General features: G+C 60.6%; 19 protein-coding genes and 2 pseudogenes. 7 read left to right on the top strand and 14 right to left on the bottom strand.

The features are described 5' to 3' along the window. Nucleotides 1–409: 409 nt before the first annotated feature. Nucleotides 410–627 (bottom strand): annotated as a pseudogene (locus NO364_RS11120) (transposase); the annotation flags it as partial. A gap of 104 nt (nucleotides 628–731) precedes the next feature. Here NO364_RS11120 and NO364_RS11125 point away from each other — a divergent pair. Both NO364_RS11125 and NO364_RS11130 read left to right on the top strand, forming a co-directional pair. Continuing rightward, on the top strand, nucleotides 732–968 hold the full coding sequence (locus tag NO364_RS11125) for a hypothetical protein (RefSeq protein WP_257627529.1): 237 nt from the start codon (nucleotides 732–734) through the stop codon (nucleotides 966–968). Beyond that, the gene (locus NO364_RS11130) at nucleotides 965–1,318 is read left to right on the top strand and encodes a type II toxin-antitoxin system PemK/MazF family toxin (protein WP_257627530.1); all 354 of its coding nucleotides are present in this window, start codon (nucleotides 965–967) and stop codon (nucleotides 1,316–1,318) included. Before NO364_RS11125 ends, NO364_RS11130 begins: the two co-directional genes overlap by 4 nt. 29 nt (nucleotides 1,319–1,347) lie before the next feature. On the opposite strand, the gene NO364_RS11135 is transcribed toward NO364_RS11130, so the two are convergent. After that, nucleotides 1,348–1,719, bottom strand: coding sequence for a MarR family transcriptional regulator (locus NO364_RS11135; protein ID WP_257627531.1), 372 nt, complete (start codon nucleotides 1,717–1,719; stop codon nucleotides 1,348–1,350). Nucleotides 1,720–1,721: 2 nt separating this feature from the next. Here NO364_RS11135 and NO364_RS11140 point away from each other — a divergent pair, with 2 nt between their 5' ends. The 4 genes and pseudogenes from NO364_RS11140 to tnpC all read left to right on the top strand — a co-directional run bounded on the left by NO364_RS11140 (nucleotide 1,722) and on the right by tnpC (nucleotide 6,767). Further along, nucleotides 1,722–2,177 (top strand): hypothetical protein, encoded by a 456-nt coding sequence (locus tag NO364_RS11140; RefSeq protein ID WP_257627532.1) that lies wholly within the window; start codon nucleotides 1,722–1,724, stop codon nucleotides 2,175–2,177. Beyond that, complete coding sequence (locus NO364_RS11145; protein ID WP_257627533.1) at nucleotides 2,177–3,970, top strand: HEAT repeat domain-containing protein; 1,794 nt, start codon at nucleotides 2,177–2,179, stop codon at nucleotides 3,968–3,970. The genes NO364_RS11140 and NO364_RS11145 overlap by 1 nt, the downstream gene beginning before the upstream one ends. Beyond that, nucleotides 3,963–4,289 (top strand): hypothetical protein, encoded by a 327-nt coding sequence (locus NO364_RS11150; RefSeq protein WP_257627534.1) that lies wholly within the window; start codon nucleotides 3,963–3,965, stop codon nucleotides 4,287–4,289. Before NO364_RS11145 ends, NO364_RS11150 begins: the two co-directional genes overlap by 8 nt. A 1,645-nt stretch (nucleotides 4,290–5,934) precedes the next feature. Next, a pseudogene (tnpC, locus tag NO364_RS18210) lies at nucleotides 5,935–6,767 on the top strand (IS66 family transposase). A gap of 12 nt (nucleotides 6,768–6,779) precedes the next feature. Here tnpC and NO364_RS18385 read toward each other — a convergent pair. The 9 genes from NO364_RS18385 to NO364_RS11195 all read right to left on the bottom strand — a co-directional run bounded on the left by NO364_RS18385 (nucleotide 6,780) and on the right by NO364_RS11195 (nucleotide 14,333). Next, nucleotides 6,780–7,118, bottom strand: a complete 339-nt coding sequence (locus NO364_RS18385) for a helix-turn-helix domain-containing protein (protein ID WP_420191821.1) — start codon at nucleotides 7,116–7,118, stop codon at nucleotides 6,780–6,782. A gap of 64 nt (nucleotides 7,119–7,182) precedes the next feature. After that, complete coding sequence (locus NO364_RS11160) at nucleotides 7,183–7,599, bottom strand: universal stress protein (protein WP_257627535.1); 417 nt, start codon at nucleotides 7,597–7,599, stop codon at nucleotides 7,183–7,185. A gap of 3 nt (nucleotides 7,600–7,602) precedes the next feature. Next, nucleotides 7,603–8,298, bottom strand: coding sequence for an ABC transporter ATP-binding protein (locus NO364_RS11165; RefSeq protein ID WP_420191859.1), 696 nt, complete (start codon nucleotides 8,296–8,298; stop codon nucleotides 7,603–7,605). 57 nt (nucleotides 8,299–8,355) lie between these two features. Further along, complete coding sequence (locus NO364_RS11170) at nucleotides 8,356–9,120, bottom strand: ABC transporter ATP-binding protein (protein WP_257627537.1); 765 nt, start codon at nucleotides 9,118–9,120, stop codon at nucleotides 8,356–8,358. Further along, the gene (locus NO364_RS11175; RefSeq protein WP_257627538.1) at nucleotides 9,113–10,177 is read right to left on the bottom strand and encodes a branched-chain amino acid ABC transporter permease; all 1,065 of its coding nucleotides are present in this window, start codon (nucleotides 10,175–10,177) and stop codon (nucleotides 9,113–9,115) included. Before NO364_RS11175 ends, NO364_RS11170 begins: the two co-directional genes overlap by 8 nt. Next, the gene (locus NO364_RS11180) at nucleotides 10,174–11,061 is read right to left on the bottom strand and encodes a branched-chain amino acid ABC transporter permease (RefSeq protein WP_257627539.1); all 888 of its coding nucleotides are present in this window, start codon (nucleotides 11,059–11,061) and stop codon (nucleotides 10,174–10,176) included. Before NO364_RS11180 ends, NO364_RS11175 begins: the two co-directional genes overlap by 4 nt. 5 nt (nucleotides 11,062–11,066) lie before the next feature. After that, on the bottom strand, nucleotides 11,067–12,389 hold the full coding sequence (locus tag NO364_RS11185) for an amino acid ABC transporter substrate-binding protein (RefSeq protein WP_257627540.1): 1,323 nt from the start codon (nucleotides 12,387–12,389) through the stop codon (nucleotides 11,067–11,069). A gap of 142 nt (nucleotides 12,390–12,531) precedes the next feature. Continuing rightward, nucleotides 12,532–14,079, bottom strand: a complete 1,548-nt coding sequence (locus NO364_RS11190) for an SLC13 family permease (RefSeq protein WP_257627541.1) — start codon at nucleotides 14,077–14,079, stop codon at nucleotides 12,532–12,534. A 2-nt stretch (nucleotides 14,080–14,081) separates the two neighbouring features. Beyond that, nucleotides 14,082–14,333, bottom strand: coding sequence for a helix-turn-helix domain-containing protein (locus NO364_RS11195; RefSeq protein WP_257627542.1), 252 nt, complete (start codon nucleotides 14,331–14,333; stop codon nucleotides 14,082–14,084). A gap of 98 nt (nucleotides 14,334–14,431) precedes the next feature. Here NO364_RS11195 and NO364_RS11200 point away from each other — a divergent pair, with 98 nt between their 5' ends. Beyond that, nucleotides 14,432–14,893, top strand: a complete 462-nt coding sequence (locus NO364_RS11200; RefSeq protein ID WP_257627543.1) for a hypothetical protein — start codon at nucleotides 14,432–14,434, stop codon at nucleotides 14,891–14,893. Nucleotides 14,894–14,899: 6 nt separating this feature from the next. Here the strand turns inward: NO364_RS11200 and NO364_RS11205 are convergent, their stop codons facing one another. From NO364_RS11205 to NO364_RS11215, 3 genes are all read right to left on the bottom strand, one after another. Continuing rightward, nucleotides 14,900–16,276: an alpha/beta hydrolase family protein gene (locus NO364_RS11205; protein ID WP_257627544.1), complete on the bottom strand. Its 1,377-nt coding sequence runs from the start codon at nucleotides 16,274–16,276 to the stop codon at nucleotides 14,900–14,902. A 24-nt stretch (nucleotides 16,277–16,300) separates the two neighbouring features. Continuing rightward, complete coding sequence (locus NO364_RS11210; protein WP_257627545.1) at nucleotides 16,301–16,717, bottom strand: dual specificity protein phosphatase family protein; 417 nt, start codon at nucleotides 16,715–16,717, stop codon at nucleotides 16,301–16,303. Nucleotides 16,718–17,222: 505 nt separating this feature from the next. Further along, nucleotides 17,223–18,047: an IS5 family transposase gene (locus NO364_RS11215; RefSeq protein WP_257627546.1), complete on the bottom strand. Its 825-nt coding sequence runs from the start codon at nucleotides 18,045–18,047 to the stop codon at nucleotides 17,223–17,225. Nucleotides 18,048–18,055: the final 8 nt, after the last annotated feature.

The following is an 18,055-nucleotide window of genomic DNA, read 5'->3' on the forward strand; positions in this document are numbered from 1 at the left end:
CAGTGTAGCTATGACGTCGGGCAATCCGCGAAGGCATTTTCTGCCCGTATGATTATTCTATCTTTGTACCGGAGATTTTTTTTTGATTGTTTCGTCAACAGTTAGGTTCGTACTATAAGCAAGTTTCAAATTTATAGGGACCTTCGGCTGGGAGATGTAGCAGACTCCTTCTGATGGCGTATGAATTGAGATGCCCAGTCTCAACTTCTCCCGATTCGCTGAAGTTGAGACTACAGCGGGTTCAGCGGGCCTGTGATGCATGGTTTCGGGCGAATCGATAGCAGAATCTGCTTCAGATCCCTCTCCAAACGACCATTCTTGTTGAGATAGAAACTAATTCGGAGTGTTTCCGTGGCCTCGGATAGTGTAGCCACTCGGACGCCGGGCTAACGCCGGTGGCGCACCCTCACTATCCGATCCCTTTCTCCTTCTTCAGCAGCGTCAGTGTGTTATCGGCCGTCACGACCGGCGCTTGCTCATACTTGCTGGTCAGTTCGACCTATACGAGCAGACCAACCGCTCGCCAAATCGAGTAGAGCAAACACGCGAACGCAAAATAAAAAATCGAAGCTCAAAGTCCTTCGACGTGGTCGCGGCCATAATCCGATTAATCGATCTGTAGCTCGACAGGACGACCCCGTTGGTGCCATCAGGCAGTGATCTGGATGCCTGTGAAAAATGGGTAATGGTGGGTAAGACTGATATATGCGTGGGCAATAGTGGGTTACAAGATGAAAGTTGACGCTGACAAACTCCAGACGAACGAGACCGACGATCGGGGACGGGTGTACCTCGGGACTGAGTACGCGAACAAGCGCGTCACAGTGGCTATCGTCGAGGTTGAGTCCGAGACTCCCGACGAGGCAGAACTAGCCGCTGCGTATCGTGAGGCGTCGGAAAGCGCCAGTGATCTTGCCGACGAGTGGGACGGGGCTTCGGACGAGGCGTGGTCGGGACTTGATGAATGAGTGACGACACCGAGGTTCGGCGCGGTGATGTCGTTATCGTTCGACTCGATCCTGCCGAGGGGCACGAAATGCGGAAAACACTGCCTGCGGTAGTGGTTCAGAACGATGTCGGGAACAAGAACTCTAATACCACAATCGTCGCACCTGCGACGGGAACGTACCGAGGCTATCCCTTCGAGGTACTCGTGGAAGCGTCTGGCTCACCGTTCGAGAAAGACTCCTCCGTGCGGCTTGATCAGATTCGAGTCGTGTCTGTCGAGAAGCGAATCCATTCGGTGGCTGGCAGTCTCGCCGACTCGACAATGGGCGAGGTCGACGACGCGCTCAAATTGAGTCTCGGACTCGACTGATCCGGAAACGTTTTGCGAAGAGACCAGTGTCACTGTTCATCCTCAACGCTCGGGTGTGACTCGCTAGGCGCGTGTTTGCGCCAGGATTCCGTGTCCTCTGTGCCAAGCTGCTCGTTGAACAGTGCAGTCGCCCGCTCGTAGCCGCTGTATCCTTCGAATCGCTCGGTCTCGTCGGTGATCGCCCAGTACGTTGCCTTGTGTTCGACGAGATCACGATCCTTCAATCGCGAGAGAGCAGTGCTGACCGCGCCCTTGTCGGTGCCAATCTGAGAGGCGATTTCGCGGGGCTTGAACGCCCGATTCTTATTGGCGGCGAGAAATCCAAGGACTTGATCAGGCACGGAGAGCTCTTCAAGTTCCTCCTTGCTCGTGTTCTCGAAAGTGTCTCGGTCGATGGACATCGTTGAATGGAGGTACGTCATCCTATGTAAAGAGCGTTAGAAGTGAAAGTAACGAAAATACTGAAATCACTGTTGCCACGAAGCGAGTTGAGGAATGCATTGAGACGATTAGTCTCAACTTCAGGTCCAGCACATACGCCCATGAGGGCGTCCGGAAGGCCGTCGCGCTGGCCAGGTACGCTCGCGAACTCCGGACGTGGGCAGCTGACCTCCACGACCGCGCTGACGCCGCGACTGGCGTCGACGACTGGTTGCTCCCCGACCAGCGCGGCAGGCACAAGCGCGAGTCCGTGCCGTTGGTCGTTCCTGATCGATATACCGAGCGGTTCGACCAGCTTCGCAGCTACCTCGCAGATGAGATGGAGGCTGTGGATGATGAGTCGATGCAGCAGGAGGTGGAACTCCTGGAAACACTGTGTCAGCAGGCGCCCGCGACGCCGCGCGAGGTGAGTGACTAATGCTCGTGTTCGCGTTCGACCGAGACTGGACTGTCGACGTGAATCCACATCCCCGCCGCGACGCTGTCCCGCTGGAGTGGGTGCGTCATCTCGCACATGAGACGCCGCACACGGTCTACGCTATCGGGAATCAGACGCTGGCCGAGGAGGCCGCAATTCCGGGTGTCGTCGACATCGTCGGCCGCCACCCCGACGACTGGGACGAGTGGCTCGGCGAGAAACAGCCCGACGGCCGGTACGAGCAGTTCCCACTCCGGCGCGAGCGGCTATCACTCATCGCCGACCTACACCCGGACGCGGACGGCTACGTCGTTGTCGACGACCTCGATCTGAGTGATGTCAACGGGTGGGAGCACTACCACGCTTGGGAGTTCGTTCCCGCGGTCGAACGGGGAGACATCCATCCCGACCTCCCATGGGTTCGTGACCTAATGACCGACGGTGGACTCCCGACGTCTGCTGGAATCATCCCTCCGGACGCATCGGCGCTATCGTCGTTCCTCGATGAGCACGCCGATGCGCCCGGATTTGAGCTCACATACGAGGAGGAGGGGACCGAACGGACGCAACTGTGCCACGATGTCTCCCTTCACGCGGTGACACTCGAACGACCCTCAGCAGCACCGGCACTCCAGTGTACGCCGCTCGCGCCCGGTCGCGATCAGTTCACCGTCAGTGTCGATGCGATCGAGTTGCTCTCGGTGGTTGATCCGCCTCCGGAGCTGTATACGGCAGACGCTGAGACGCTTGCCGAGGAGGCAACAGGGCTCCGCCGGCTCGCCCATGCGAATCCAGAGGCAGTCCGTATCTCATCGATCCTCGCTCTTCTGGATCGCGAAGATGAAGATCGAGTTCGAGACAGGAATGCAGTCCAGGCACTTCGTCGGGTGGCGGCAGTGCATCCGGAGGACTGTACGCCGGCGATTCCAATCCTCCGGTCACTGCTGGAACGTGACGAGCTACCCGCTCGGGCCGACGTGTTGGCAACTCTTCGAGCGATTAGTGATGCCGATCCGGGGGGGATCGCTCCGCTCACCGACGAACTCGTACCGTATCTGCAGTCGAACATTGTCTCCGTCAGGCGTGAAGCGACCAGATGTATCGCCGCGATTGCCGAGGAAGACCCCGAGGATGCTGTGGATGCCGTTCTGGGACTTGCAACGATCGTTGAGGACGACGCTGACGGACTCCAGTACGCGGTGTACGCACTTTCGCGGATCACGCGCGAGTATCCGGAAGAGGTCAAACCGGTCGCCGAGACACTTGGGGAAGTCACGCTCCGTGACTCGTTGTCCGACAGCGTTCGCTTGAACGCGACCGCTGGGCTCGGCCGGATCGTGGGCGAATACCCGAGTACCGCCGTCGAAATTGTCGACGACGTCGCGACCCTGTTCGATGCCGACAACCCCAAGCTCCGAAACAACGCGATCGGACTAATCGGCGACGTGGCGATCGTTCACACCGACGTAGTCGAACCATACACCGAGGAGATCACCGCATTGTTGACGGTCGAAGACACATACACGCGAATCAATGCGAGTGGTGCCCTCAGCCGCGTAGCGGAGGACTTCCCGGAGTCGGTCGAACACGTCACGCCGACGTTCGTGGAGTTGCTGTCGGACGAGAATCCACTCGTCCGTGAGAACGCGTGCTGGGCGCTCGGACACCTCTGTGCTCGCGGCGCGACTTCGACCTTGGAAGAGCGGGCACGCGGTGATGACAATGCCGATGTCCGCACGAGGGCATCGTGGGCACTCGCCCAGATCAACAACGGGGATCAACGTGATGACTGACAACGTACCGCCCGATGTGTTCACGGCTTCGAAGCTGGATCGTCTCATGGAAGTCCTCGCAAAGCAACAACGACGAGTGATTCTGTACCGGTTGAAAAAAGCCGATCGGCTGCAGCTATCCCGGGGACCAGACGCTCTAGATAGTGCAGCTATTGAACTCTATCATATCCACCTTCCAAAGTTAGAGGCAGCAGGGTATATCGACTGGAACCAGGGAACTCGCGAGGTCAAGAAGGGGCCTCAGTACGACGAGGCTGAAACCTTGCTTACACTGCTCGAAAACAATGCTGACGAATTCTTGGTGACATACGATGACTGAGATAAGGAACGTACAGGACTGTTTACGGCTGCTGTCACCGTTTAGTGTTGGTTAAGATAATCACCAGTGTTGGTTAATTTTTGCCAGTAAGTCGATATCGTGGTGACGCCCCTGCTGAACACCGAACTATGCTGATTCTCATTGACGCTGCTCGTGTATTAGTATCATATTTTATACTATTTTGTCTCCTGCCTCCTTGTCAACGAATATAGATTCATATTCGACCTGATTCGCTCTTATATTTTATTTGGTATATTCTTGGAGTAGTGCGATTGGATTTTGACGTCCTTCAATACTGAAATTGCTACGTGGACAGACGATGGCGTTGACTTTGAGGTCTCGATCAATGGAGTTGAACGGACGGTCGAGATAAAAACAAGTCAAAAGAGTCCGGATTTTTTACCGGTGAAAGAAGGACGCGTTAATTCTGATTATTACATTCTCGGCCATCTGGAGGATTCTACGGTGACGTTCCTTGGCGCGGCAACGAAGGAGACGGTTCTCGACAGGGAGCCAACGAAGTCGAAGTATGGACACTACAATTATTTGGTTCCCGTTTCGGTACTGGAGGCGCTCCCTGATAGCGACTCGATTGTGAGTGTGTAGGGAAGATTGCCAGTCGGAATCTGTGCGGTGTTTTCTGGAACGTACTCCTGTGACACCCGATGTTGCACCCGCTGGTTATTTATATACCCGTGTAGTTATTTCGGGATGAGAAGGGAGAAGTCGGATCAAGAACCAGCAATAGTGGCCTTGAAGTAGCCGATTTCGGCCGATTTGGAAAAAGTTTTTGATAAGGACGAGACCCCGGGTTCAAATCCCGGCCTAGGCTCTCTTTCCCTGTTACGTCCGGTAGTTACCGGGTTCTTCGTCGGTGAAACAATGTACACCACGCAAGAACGGGTACCCGGTGTCAAATACGGCACTCCGACGCCTTACAGCGGTTTCAACGTAGTTGGATAGCAGTTCCATGCCGAGACGATTTCGTAGCAGTCTCATAGATCGTTCACCAGTGCTGAACTACTGTGTCGCTGGGGAGTCGCGGATCAACGGAATCGGCAGATTCCGTGATCCGCACCGACGATAGTTCGCTACTCCGCCAGCAGCTGGTAATCAAAGAGCTTGAGAACCGATTTCTACGCCGCCAGATCATTGCACAACAACAGGAGATCGAACAGCTTGAGGCTCGCCTCAAGCAGTACGAAAACCCAAACACACCACCCAGTAAGCAGGGTGGTGCGGCTAAATCACCGGGTGGCGACGGTCAAGACGGGGATGAAGACGAAGAATCTGAAGAAGATGACGCTGGCGGCGACCCTGACGCCGCCAGCGACTCTTCACCAGGACGGAGTGAAGGTCACGAAGGAACAACACGACCGCCACCAGAACCCGAAGAGACGATTCGGGTTGATCAGGGATACTGTCCAGACTGTGAGCAAATCCTCTCGAACCCTGATAACTACGTCTCACGAACTATTATCGATGTCCCGCTTCCCGTTCCAACCACCGTCGTAGAGTTCCAACTCGGCAAACATAACTGCTCCTGTGGAAACGAGGTGTTGCTGAGCATCCTGACTGTCCCGAAAAGGGGCGGTTTGGGCCAAATATCCTGGCCCAAACCGCTCTCGGTCGGTTCCATCAACGACTGCCAAACCGAAAACAGGCCGAGTTGTTTGACTGGGAGCTCGACCTTCCGATCTCCCACCGGACGATCTACAACTTAACCAAGCGGGTCGCAGACCGGCTGCGACCCGCATACAACGATGTCAAAGAGAAGATTCGAGAGAGTGAGGTCGTCTACTGTGATGAACAGGCTTTCCGGTTGACGGAGAGCAACACTGGGCGTGGACGTTCGTCACTGATGACGAAGTGCTGTTCTGGGTTGATGAGAGCCGTGGAAGTCAGGTCCTAGAAGACGTCCTCGGCGAGGAATTCGCCGAGGACTCGACACTCAGTTGTGACGGCTGGTCAGCGTATCCGAGTTATCACCCGAAGCTTCAGCGGTGCTGGGCGCATCTGTTGCGGGAAGCCGAGTACGTCGCTGAACGGTACGACGAAGCAGAGCGGCTGTCTGGAGAGTTGCACGCACTCCACGACGATCTAACGACGTTCGTCGAAGGAGATCCGTCCGCTTCCGCCCGCGAGCAGAAGCGGGCGGAAGCGTCCTTGCACTTAGAGGGCCTGATTAGGGAAGATTACGAGGTCCGAGAGGTTCAGCAGCTGATCAAGAAGATCAGCAATGGGCTGGGTCATTGGCTGACGTTTGTGACTGAGCCAGACGTTGACTCAACGAATAATCGCGCAGAGCGGGCTCTGCGCGAGCAAGTAGTCCTTCGGAAGATGTTTCGGACCCTCCGTTCGGCAGAAGGGGTCCAGATTCACGAGACAATAACAACGATGTTGGCGACGTGGAAACGGCGAGGACTTGACCCACCTGAACAGCTCCAGTCAATTTTGGGTGGGAGAGAACTTCGGTAAGGACGAGAGGCATCACTGAGCGGTGTATCTTGGTCTTACTATCCAACTACTGAGGAAGTACTGTGCGACCACGCGGTCAGTCGCCCGGCGAATTGTCTCGCTGGCGGTCGATTTATCGACCCCGAGCGCATCCCCCAGCTCCGTCAAATTGCACTGTCGCGGCACCTCGAAGTAGCCTCGCTGGTGGGCCACCATCAAGCACTCGCGCTGTCGGTCGGTCAGCAAGCTCTCGCTGTCCTCGGTGTGGACTACGGAGAGGAGTTCGTATCGAATCCCAGCGAGTCCACTACTTTCTGGCCGTCTTCCGAAGGAAACTTCGTTATTTCTGTGATTTCGGTCCGACCGGCCCATACCGTCGGCCGTCGCAAACGTAACCCCGAGGTCGACGTACGGGGAGAACGCGTCCCGTACGGACCTACTCGCTCTCGGCGTTGACTACCGTGACAGGCACGTCGGCGTCCAAGAGGACCTGCTGAGCGACGCTCCCAAACAGGGCCTTTCCCGTGGGGGAGCGACGGTGGGTTCCCATCGCGATGTGATCGACGTCGAACTCCGCAGCGATCTCGAGGATGCCGTCGGCGGGCGGATGTCGTGCCTCCGCAAGCTCGACGGCGACGCCGTCGTCTTCGAGCCGGTCTCGTACGAGGGAGACCGTATCGACGCGGTCGAGGTTCTGTAGCTCGTCCGGCGCGTCGGCTTCCTCGCCGGTCAGCGTGTGTGTCACGACGACCTCGATGTCCGCCGTGCCGGGGAGGCCGGTGACGAACTCCGCCTGCGAACGGGCCCGGTTCTCGTCGTCGTCGACGGGGAGAAGGATCCGATACATCGACATCGGTTATCCCCCCAGGTAGAGCCGGCCGACCTCCTCGTTGTTGAGGAGTTCGGTGCCGGTCCCCGTGAACTTGATCTCGCCGCTCGCGAGGACGAACCCGCGGTCGGCCACCGAGAGCCCTTTCTCGGCGTTCTGTTCGACCAACAGGATGGTCGTCCCCAGCTCGTTGAGCTGTTCGATTCGCTCGAACACGTCGTCGATGAAGCGCGGTTCGAGCCCGATCGAGGGCTCATCGAGCATCATCACGTCGGGTTCGACCATCAGCGCGCGGGCGAGTTCGAGCAGGCGGCGCTGCCCGCCCGAGAGCGTTCCGGCCTCCTGGTCGCGGATATCTCCGAGGATCGGGAACTCGTCGTAGAGCTCCTCTGCGCGTCGGTTCGCTCTCTCGTCGTCCTCGAAGACGTAGCCGCCCATGAGCATATTCTCGTGGACGCTCATCCCCGGGAAGACGCTCGCCTCTTGCAGGACGTAGCTCATTCCGTTGGCGAGGTTCTCCTGCGGCGAGCGTCCCGTGATGTCCTCGTCGCGGAGCGTGACCGTCCCCTCTTTGACGTCGGCGAAGCCGTAGATGCTCTTCATCAGCGTCGACTTCCCGGAGCCGTTCGGGCCGATCAGACATGCGATCTGGCCGTCCTCGACGGCGATATTCACGTCGTGCAGGACTGTCGTGTTACCGTAGCCGGCGACGACGTGGTTCATCTCGAGGAGCGCGTCCGTCCCGTCGTTGCTCTGGGATTCGGGTGTCGTGGACACGGATCACTCCCTCCCGAGGTACGCGTCGAGGACTCGTTGGTCGTTCTGTATCTCCTTCGGGGTGCCTTCGGCGATCCGCTCGCCGTGGGCGAGGACGTAGATGCGATCGGCGATTTCCATAACGAAGTCCATATTATGTTCGATGAGGAAGATCGTCGCTTCCTCGTCTTCGTTTGCCGTCCGGATGTACTCGATGAGGTTCTCAAGCATCGCGGGGTTGATCCCGCCCGCCGGCTCGTCCATCAGGAGGATGTCCGGTTCGGCCATCAGTTCCATCGCGAACTCGATGAGTTTCTGCTGCCCGAAACTCAGTCGGCCCGCCCGCGTCTTCGCGAGCCCGCCGAGATCGACGTAGTCGAGCAGCTCCTCCGTCCGCTCCAACAGCGAGTCGTCGGGCCGTCGGAGCAGATTACTCACGTCGGACCCGCCCTCCTGCGCGGCCAACAGCAGGTTCTTTTCGACGGTCATATCGCCGAAGATGCGAGTCTCCTGGAACATCCGTCCGAGACCGGCCCGCGCGATCTTGTACTCCGGCCAGTCGGTCACGTCTTGGCCCTGGAGATGGACGCTCCCCTCGTCGGCGCTGAGCGTCCCCGTGATGCAGTTGAACAGGGTCGATTTGCCAGCGCCGTTCGGGCCGATGAGACCGACGATCTCACCGTTGTTGACCGTCACGTCGACGTCGTCGACGGCGGTGAGACCGCCGAACCGCTTGGTCACGCCGTCGGTTCGCAGCACTGCTCTGTCGGCGTCGGTAGCCTCACTCATCGTCGATCACCTCCGAATCGCCGTCGCCGGCGGCGGCCATCCCGCCGCGTTCGTAGTAGTCCATCTCGCTCGCGTACTCTCTGAGCGTCCCGACGATCCCCTCCGGGAAGCCGATCACCGTGACGACGACGACGACCCCTAGGAGGACGAGATGCCAGCCGACGAAGGCGGTCTCGACGTACTCGATGACGGTGTGGAGGCCGAACGCGCCGAGCACCGGGCCGGCGACGGTGCCCGATCCGCCCAGCAGCGCCATCGCGATCAGCTCGACGTTCCAGGCGCCGTTGTACGCCGTCTGTGGATCGATGAACGTGTTGAACAGGCTGTACGTCCCGCCGGCGAGTCCGGTGAAAAGCGCCGCCAGCATCCAGGCGGCCGTCTTGTAGTAGGCCGTGTTGAACCCCATCGCGGTCGCCTTCTCCTCGTCGTCGCGGATGGCGTTCAGGATGAACCCGAACCGCGTGTTCGAGAGGTAGTAGACGACCGCCATTTCGACGACGAGCACGCCGAAGAACAGGTAGTAGAACACGGTCCCCGGCGGCACGTCGAGGAGGATTTTCCCGCTCGCGCCGCCGGTGATCTCGATGATCCGCGAGACCTGCTGGGTGGCCAGGAGGACGCCGAGCGTCGCGATAGCGAAGTAGTGGCCGCGGAGCCTGAGCACGGCCGCGCCGATGATCGCCGCGAACGCGACGGCGATCAGTCCGGCGGCGACCATCGCCAGCGGCACCGCCACGGTGAAGTCCTTCACCAGGATCGCCGTCGTGTAGGCACCGATCCCGAAGAAGGCCATGTTTCCGAAGCTCGGATAGCCCGTCTGGCCGCCCACGATATCCCACGAGAGCGCCAGGATCGCGAACAGGTACATCTCGGAGATGACGGTCATGTAGTACCCCTGTTCGAGTCCCAGGAGCGGCGGCAACGCGCCGGCGACGGCGCCGAATGCGAGGAGCTTCCAGGCGTGTGCGTCACAGAAGTCGAACACGCGTTCGATCTGATTCGGCGGCACGATCGATCGAAGCAGTCCCTCGCTGCCGTCCGATTCGTTCGTACTCATTGTTCAGCCCCCTCGCCGAACAGGCCGTTCGGTTTGACGACCAACAGGACGATCAGCAGCGTGAAACTGACCGCGAGCGTCCACTGCGAGGAGACGAACCCCGTGGTCAGTTCCTCGACGGTCCCGAGCAGCAGGCCGCCGATGAGCGCCCCGGGGATCGATCCCACGCCGCCGAACACTACGATGACGAAGCTCTTGAGCGTGTAGATGAGCCCCATCTGCGGCTGGATGTTGAGGATGGTCGCGATGAACGCGCCGATCCCCCCGGCGATGGCCGACGAGATGCCGAACGTCACCGCGCGGGTGTGTTCGACGTCGATCCCGACCAGTGCCGCGGCCTCCGGGTTCTGCGAGACGGCTCTGATCGCCCGTCCGGTCCGCGTCCGCTGCAGGAACAGATAGAGCACGGCGGTCAGGGCGATCGCGCCGACGAACGCGACGAGCTTCATCTTCGGAATGACGAGGCCGACGACGTTGATCGACGGATCGCCGAACGCGACCTGGATCGACCGCGGGTTCGCCGACCACGCCTGGATCGCCAACTGCTGGATCGCGATGCTGATGCCGAACGTCACCAGAAGCGTCAGGAAGATATCGGTCCCGATGACGCGCGAGACGAGCGTCCGCTGGAGCCCGTATCCGACGACGTACAGCACGGCGATCGCGGCCGGGATCGTCGCCAAGAACAGCAGCGGGGTGCCCTCGGCGTTCCCGGTGATGAGGCTCAGCACCCAGTAGGAGGTGTAGCCGCCGAGCATCACCATCTCGCCGTGGGCGAGGTTGATGATGTCGACGACGCCCCAGATGAGCGCGAAGCCGACCGCGACCGCCGCGAACAGCGCCCCGATGAGCAGGCCGTTGACGACGAACTGCGTGACAGCCATCCGTCTCAGCGCTCACTCCAGTCGGGCATCGGGTAGATGGGGTCCGACTGCGCGACGTTGTCCGGATACGTGATCTGGAGGCCCGGTTCGGGCTGCCACTGGTAGACGAGCATGTTCTTGTTGATGACGCCGGAGTCATCGAAGGAGACGGTGCCGTACACCGTCGAGAACTCCGCCTGCCGGATGTGGTTCCGGACGTTTGTGGGCGTGATCTCGCTGACGTTCTCGAAGGCGTTGACGAACGTCATAATCACGGCTTCGCCGGCCGCGCTGTGGTAGTCCGGCGTGTAGTCGTAGTTCTCCTCGATGGCCGAGACGAAGTCGCCCGTCGTCCCGTACACCGAATCCTCGAAGTCGGCGTTGACCGCCCACGAGGACGGGCCGTACATATAGTCGCCATTCGCGCCGACCTCATCCTTGAACGACTCGTTGAGGCTGCCGACCGTTCCCATCGCCGCGTCGACGTTGACGCTCTGGCTCTCCATCTGGTTCGCCAGGATGATGTTGTGCTTCTGGTGGGCACACAGGAGCAGGATGTCGGCGCCGGCGTCCCGCACGCGGCCGAGGTTCGTCGAGAGGTCCGAGGTCCCCGAGGGGAACGTCTGGTCGACGACCAGTTCGAGGTCGGTGTTCTCGATCTTGTTCCGTGCGCCCTCCGCGGTGGACTGGCTGAACGTCCCGTCCTCGGCGAGGATGGCGATGGACTCCGGCGTCGAGTCCTGCGCGAGGCACATATCGATGTAGCTCTTGGCGTACTTGTTGGCCGTCGGCAGGAGCCCGAAGATCCACTCGTTGCCCTGTGCGAAGATTTCGGGGCTCGCGCCGCCGCCCTCGACCATCGGCTTCTGGTTTTGGGCCGCGACCGCGCTCGCCGGGAGCGTCACCGTACTGGAGTAGGGGCCGAGCAGGTAGTCGACGCCCTCGCGGTCGATGAGCTCCTGGTAGATGCTCTTGGAGGTCGAGGCGTCGGTCCCGTCGTCCCGGAGAATCATCTCCAGTTCGTAGGTGTTGCCGTCGCCGGCCTCGACGCCGCCGTTGTCGTTGATGCGCTGGATCGTCAGCTCGTATGCGTCCTTGTACAGCTGGCCGAGGTCGGCGTTGTCGCCGGTCAGGCTCATCGACCCGCCGAGGGTGATGGTCTGTGGGTTGCCGTCCGAACTCCCGGTCGTCCCGCCGCCACTGTCCGTCGAGTCGCCGCCCGACGAGCCGTCGTCACCGCCTCCGCCGTCGCCGCCGCCGCCGGAACATCCCGCGAGTCCGGTAATTCCGATCGCACCTGTGCTTCCTGCCACCTTGAGGAACGTCCGTCGGTTCTGTCTGTCTTCCATAGTGTCTGCCCCGGCGCGTATCAGTGATACACGCTCTGTCGGCGCCAATGTATACCATAGTAATAAATGCTAGTGATCTATAGCAATCAATATCGGCGGTCGGCCCGCTATGCGGCGCACCGACTCGCGTTCTCCCCGGTGATCACCAGAGGACGTGCGGCCAGAGGAGTCTGAACAGGAGTACGACGAGCGCCGTCAGGACGAGCGTCATCACCGCGTTCAACAGCACACCCGCCCGGATCATATCGCGCTGTTCGAGGTGCCCGCTTCCGAAGACGATGGCGTTCGGCGGCGTCGCCACGGGGAGCGCGAACGCGAAACTCGCGGCGACCGCGCCCGTGACGGTCAGGAAGACCGAGGCCGGTATCGGATCGACGCCGAGGGTCCCCGCGAGGACGCTCCCGAGGCCGATGAGGATGGGCGCGAGGATCGTCGTCGTCGCCGTGTTCGAGGTGAGTTCGGTCGCCAGCACGGCGAAGACGATGACGGAGAGCACCACGAGCGCCAGCGGCGCGCCGACGACGGTGTCGAACACCGACTGCGCGAGCCACGCGGTAGCATTGGTGTCGCCCAGCGCGTCGGCGAGCGAGATGCCGCCGCCGAAGAGCAGGATCGTCCCCCAGTCGATGTCGATGAGGTTCTCCCAGTCGTCTGCGCCGCTCAGCACGAGTGCGGGGATCGCCAAGAGACCGACGACCACGAAGTAGAGGGTTCCCCGGTGGCCGTTCAGTCCGAAGAGGTTCGGCCCGTCTCCGCCGAACAGTGTCACCTGCCACGCCGTCGGCAGGAGCCCCTCGAACAGGAACCCGAGCCCGCCGAGCATCCACAGCCCGGCGGTCGCCGCGAAGATGTACGCCGCCCTGCGGGCCCGCTTCGACATCGGTCCCTCCTCGGCGACGAGCTCGGCGGCCTGCGATTGGGCGTCGTTCACGTCGTCGATCTCCGGCGGATACAGCCAGAACGTCAGCGCGTACCACGTCAGCGGCAGCGTCACCGCGACGATGGGCAGCCCGATCGCGAGCCACTGGACGAACGAGATCTCGATCCCGACCAGTCTGTCGAGGAACGCCACGGCGACGACGTTCGGCGGCGTTCCGATGAGCGTTCCGACGCCGCCGACGCTGGCGGCGTAAGCGGTGCCCAAGAGCGTCGCGACCCGCATATTCGAGGTCCCGCTGCCTTCGGTTTCGCGTCCGACGACGCCCGCGAGCACGCCGAGGGCTACCGGCGTCATCATCGCCGTCGTCGCAGTGTTCGACACCCACATCGAGAGGAACGCCGTCGAGAGCATGATCGCTAAGATGAGCAGCCGCGGCGACCGCCCCAGCCAGTTGATGAGATTCAGCGCCAGCCGCCGATCGATATTGTGTGTCTGGAGCGCCTCGGCGAGCACGAACCCCGCGATGAACAGGAAGATGAGCGGATCGGCGAACCCCGACAGCGCCGCCTCCATCCGATCGTAGATCCCGAATATCGTCAGCACGACCGGAATGAGGAGCCCCGTCAGTGCCAGCGGAAGCGCTTTCGTGACCCACAGGATCGCCGCCAACGCCATCGTCGAAAGCGCCAGCTGTCCCGCCCTGCTGAGCCCCGGCGGCGTCGGCACCCCAGCGATCACCGCGGTCGCGACCAGCGCGACGATCAGCGACAGCGCGGTCCGGCCGGTCATCTCCCACTGTGTTCGACTCATCGTCAGAAGTACTCCACTAGAACGCGGATCTGCTCGTCGCTTAGCTCGGTCCGGTACAGGTCGAACAGCTGCTCCAGCCGTTCGCGGGAGAGGCTCCGGGTGTCGTTTTCGAGCATCGAGATGTGAGCCTGCATAATATCGTCGAGCTCCCGTTCAACGTTTCGCTGATCGAACCCGGCGGCGACCCGGAGGAGCCGCCAGGAGTCCGGAGAGATCTTCCCGATCTCGATCCCGTCTTCCCCGCCGGATTCCATCTCTCGTCTATTACCAATATTAAACACGTTCATATAACTGTCCGTTCCGGAGCTATCGGCCGCGTTGGGTTTTTGTCCATCCCCCGTGGCCGCTCCGTATGGCGTTCCTCGTCTTCGGCATCTACTTGCTCCTGTGGGCCTTCGTCGCTGGATCGATCGTCGTGACCTTCACCGCTGCCCCGTCGGGCGGACTCGTCGATACGCTGTTCCGGGCCCCCGGTCAGTTCTACCTCGAGACCGTGCTGACGCTCCGGCAGTTCGCGCTCTTGACGACCCTCCCGGTGCGGTGGACCGACATCGGCTACGCGGCGCTGTCGATGGTGCCGCTCGGGACCCACTTCTTCATCACTAGCGTCGGCATCGACGTGGCCGCCGAACAGTACTGGAAGGACTCCGACGTCGGCATCCACTTCCTGCTCGTCGGGGTCGTGATCGCCGTCCTCGTCATCTTCGGCGCCGTGCTGCTTGAACTGGGCGCGCAGCTGCTCGTCCTCTCGCTCCTCGCAATCGGTGTCGCGCTCCTGACGCTCGCGTTCGCAGCAGTCTTCATCGCGTCGTGATCGGCCTCAGTTCAGCGAACTCGACCTGTCGGCGTCCTGGGGTGGCCGCGGACGGCTGGTCCGATCGTCCGGGTCGGTCCGCAGATACTTGGCGAACAGATCTGCAATCCGCGTGTACGCGTCGACGACGGTCTCGCGCTGCGTGAATCCGTGGCCCGCGTCGGCGTATCGCTGCAGTTCGTATCGCTTGCCGTGTGCGTCGAGTTCGGCAGCGAGCTGCTCGGACTGTGAGATCGGCACGCGCTCGTCTGCCTCGCCGTGCAGTAACAGCAGCGGTGCGTCGATATCCGGCACGTCTTCGATGGGGCTCGCGTGGGTGAACTCGGCGAGATCCGGCGCGGGGAGGCCGAGTTCACGCCTGACGACGCGCCAGCCGATCTCGTCTGTGTCGTCGACGAACGTCTCGTAGTCGTACACGCCTGCGAGTGCTGCGCCGGCCGCGAACCGGTCAGACGCGGCGAGTGCCTTCACCGTCAGCTGTCCGCCGGCACTGCCGCCGACGATGCCGGCCCGACCGCCGTCGATCGGTCCGTACTCGCCGTCGAGGTGTTCGACCGCGGTCACCACGTCTGCGACGTCGCCGCGGCCACGGCGGTGGTTGTCGCCGTCCCGAAAGGCACGGCCGAAGCCCTCTGACCCGCGGTAGTTCGGTTTGACGACAGCGTAGCCGAGCGCGGAGAAATACTGCGCGCGGACGTCGAAGCCCGGTTCGTCGACGGCGGTCGGCCCCCCGTGTGGACTGACCACGAGCGGGATCGAATCGGGCGCTGCCGTCTCGATCCCCTCGGGAAGATAGAGGTGAGCCTGGATCTCGGTCTCGTCCACGGACTCGTACCGGACGCTCTCGGGGACCGTGAGTCGCTCCTCGAATCCCACCCCGTCCGTCCGGTGGATCGACTCTCCGGCCGTTACGTTCCGGACGTCCAGCGGTCGCGTCGGCGTGCTACGCGTGCCGAGGAGTTCGCCGTCCCACCACGCGGGCGGCTGTCGCGCCGCCGGGCCGCTCGACGCCTGGTCGGGTTCGCCCTCGACCGGGACGATGTACCACTGTGACGCTCCGTTCGCGGAGACGGCCGTTGCGACCCGGTCGCCTGTCGCGTCCCACGCCGGGACCCCGGCTTCGACCCCGTCTTCGACGAACAACGCCTCTCGGTCGCGTCCCGGGCCGTCGAGATACAGTCCTTTGCAACCGCTCGATTCGTGGACGAACGCGAACTCGTCCGTCCCGGGCCTGGGGCGTGGGCCGAACGCCAACACCCCGGGTTCGGCGTACAGCACTTCGAGCGCTCCGCTCCGGGAGACACGGACGATCTCGGATTCGTTATCGAACGTATCCCAGTGCTCGGTTCGAACCGCGAGCATCGTCTCCGTATCCAGCCACACCCGGTAGAAGGGAGATTTCTTGATTCAACTACTTCCCTCACGAGTGATCTTGACGGCCTGGCGAACCAGTGCGTCGTGTGGATCGGTTTCCGGCCTTTGCTCGATTATCTGGTTGAATGCTTCGTTGAGGTTGTTTTCTGTAAGGTGTGTGATTGCGGCTGCGGCGACTGAAGGGCTGCGGGAGGATCCAGCCGAACAGTGAACCAGGACGCACCGACCGTTTTCACGTTGCTCAACAACTGTTTCTACGGCTTCGGCGAATGACTGGTAGCTGTTCTGAGGGCCGTCCACCATCGGGACATCTACTCGGGTGATGTCTCCTGTTTCCGGGTTGCTGTGTGTTAGAGAGATGACGGTGTCGACACCGTGTTTCTGTAGAAGCAACTCGTCGCCGGCGTTAGATTCTGTCCCTACGTAGATCCCGTTGAATACTTCGTTCATCCAGATTCGACCTGTTGAGAGGTATCTACAGTCACTGTTCGGTTAAGTTCTGCTCGTCAACGCCTCCGTGTTTCCGATGGCGATCAGGACAGATTATTTAAATATTTTAGACCAATTTTCGGATGAAAACCCAAACGAAGGAAGGAGACGTGAAAAGCACGGTAGGAAACGCCAGAGAAACGTTAATTCTCCGCCCGGCTTTCCCATTCTATCAACGGTTTAATCGGCATCATCTGAATCCGGGGTGAAGTGATTCAACAGAAGCCGTGTGTCACCGTTCTTCTTCCAAACTATGCAACGTGAATAGCACTATATGTCATCTCAAAAATACGTGGATGTAGAACGCGAACTTCAAAATCTGGAAAACGAGGTTTCTCAAAAAAATTACCGGGTGATCCGGGAGTTCATAGACCACGCTGCTGCTGAAGGTATCAGTGAGACACAGCAGACCAGGCAGATTCAGTCGTTGAAGTGTCTGCTCTGTTGAATAGATGCTGAGCCACGGTTACAGCGGCTCACACAGTGATTCTATGTTGATGATGGCGAACATCAGGACAATTTCACGAAACTGGCGATACCAGCCGAGCGCTCGCACGGCGTCGCCGAGCGAGCGCTTGGCTGTTGAGTACGACGTTTCGGCCATCCAGCGCTGAGAGTAGCCGTTTGCCCGGTTGAGCGCGTTGTTCAGGGCTGATTTCGGTGATGATCCACGATAGTGAACAAGATACTCAAGGTCATACGCGGCGATCTCGTACTCGGTGTGCCAGTCTTGGAAGCCGTTGTCGGCAGCGACGGACTGCAGGTCGTCCGCGTTTCGGCGGACGACCGGCGGTCCGGTCTTCGTATCGTGCTTCCACCGTGCTGTGATGTGAACGTCAAGAACCGCAAGCGATTCCACATCAGTTAATGTCGTCACTTTCAGCGTCTGTACGGTGCTTCCCGATCGCTGGCGGAAGTACGAGGAAGCACGACGACGGTCGAAGAACGTGCTGTCGAGAGCGGCGTGACCAGACTGCGGGTGCTGCTGCGCAGAAACGCGCAGCAGCGCCCGCCAGACCCACATTTTCAGCCGGTCAAAAGATTTGTAGATCGTGCTGTAATCCGGCAGGTCGTCCCGATCTAGGCCGAGGGCGTCACGAACCTCAGTCAAGTACTTCAACCGATTCGGCGTTTCACGGTAGCTGTGGCCTTCTTCGAGCCGAAAGCAGTGCAGAACAACGTGGACCCAGCGGGCGAACCCGCCGCTGGCGGGCTCGCCCGCGTGCTTCCCCAACGCTTGTTTAGCTAGGTCACGACACTGCTCAACGAAGTCGAGGAGGTCGACTTCCATAGGCAAGA

Source organism: Haloplanus salinarum, from assembly GCF_024498175.1.
Lineage (GTDB): Archaea > Halobacteriota > Halobacteria > Halobacteriales > Haloferacaceae > Haloplanus > Haloplanus salinarum.

Excerpts from the sequence above, each read along its gene's own strand:
- NO364_RS11145 (WP_257627533.1), top strand. The coding sequence starts at position 2,177 with ATGCTCGTGTTCGCGTTCGACCGAGACTGGACTGTCGACGTGAATCCA.
- NO364_RS11200 (WP_257627543.1), top strand. The coding sequence starts at position 14,432 with ATGGCGTTCCTCGTCTTCGGCATCTACTTGCTCCTGTGGGCCTTCGTC.
- NO364_RS11175 (WP_257627538.1), bottom strand. The coding sequence starts at position 10,177 with ATGAGTACGAACGAATCGGACGGCAGCGAGGGACTGCTTCGATCGATC.
- NO364_RS11190 (WP_257627541.1), bottom strand. The coding sequence starts at position 14,079 with ATGAGTCGAACACAGTGGGAGATGACCGGCCGGACCGCGCTGTCGCTG.
- NO364_RS18385 (WP_420191821.1), bottom strand. The coding sequence starts at position 7,118 with ATGGGCCGGTCGGACCGAAATCACAGAAATAACGAAGTTTCCTTCGGA.
- NO364_RS11180 (WP_257627539.1), bottom strand. The coding sequence starts at position 11,061 with ATGGCTGTCACGCAGTTCGTCGTCAACGGCCTGCTCATCGGGGCGCTG.
- NO364_RS11170 (WP_257627537.1), bottom strand. The coding sequence starts at position 9,120 with ATGAGTGAGGCTACCGACGCCGACAGAGCAGTGCTGCGAACCGACGGC.
- NO364_RS11185 (WP_257627540.1), bottom strand. The coding sequence starts at position 12,389 with ATGGAAGACAGACAGAACCGACGGACGTTCCTCAAGGTGGCAGGAAGC.
- NO364_RS11130 (WP_257627530.1), top strand. The coding sequence starts at position 965 with ATGAGTGACGACACCGAGGTTCGGCGCGGTGATGTCGTTATCGTTCGA.
- NO364_RS11210 (WP_257627545.1), bottom strand. The coding sequence starts at position 16,717 with ATGAACGAAGTATTCAACGGGATCTACGTAGGGACAGAATCTAACGCC.
- NO364_RS11195 (WP_257627542.1), bottom strand. The coding sequence starts at position 14,333 with ATGGAATCCGGCGGGGAAGACGGGATCGAGATCGGGAAGATCTCTCCG.
- NO364_RS11125 (WP_257627529.1), top strand. The coding sequence starts at position 732 with ATGAAAGTTGACGCTGACAAACTCCAGACGAACGAGACCGACGATCGG.
- NO364_RS11135 (WP_257627531.1), bottom strand. The coding sequence starts at position 1,719 with ATGTCCATCGACCGAGACACTTTCGAGAACACGAGCAAGGAGGAACTT.
- NO364_RS11160 (WP_257627535.1), bottom strand. The coding sequence starts at position 7,599 with ATGTCGATGTATCGGATCCTTCTCCCCGTCGACGACGACGAGAACCGG.
- NO364_RS11165 (WP_420191859.1), bottom strand. The coding sequence starts at position 8,298 with ATGAACCACGTCGTCGCCGGCTACGGTAACACGACAGTCCTGCACGAC.
- NO364_RS11215 (WP_257627546.1), bottom strand. The coding sequence starts at position 18,047 with ATGGAAGTCGACCTCCTCGACTTCGTTGAGCAGTGTCGTGACCTAGCT.
- NO364_RS11150 (WP_257627534.1), top strand. The coding sequence starts at position 3,963 with ATGACTGACAACGTACCGCCCGATGTGTTCACGGCTTCGAAGCTGGAT.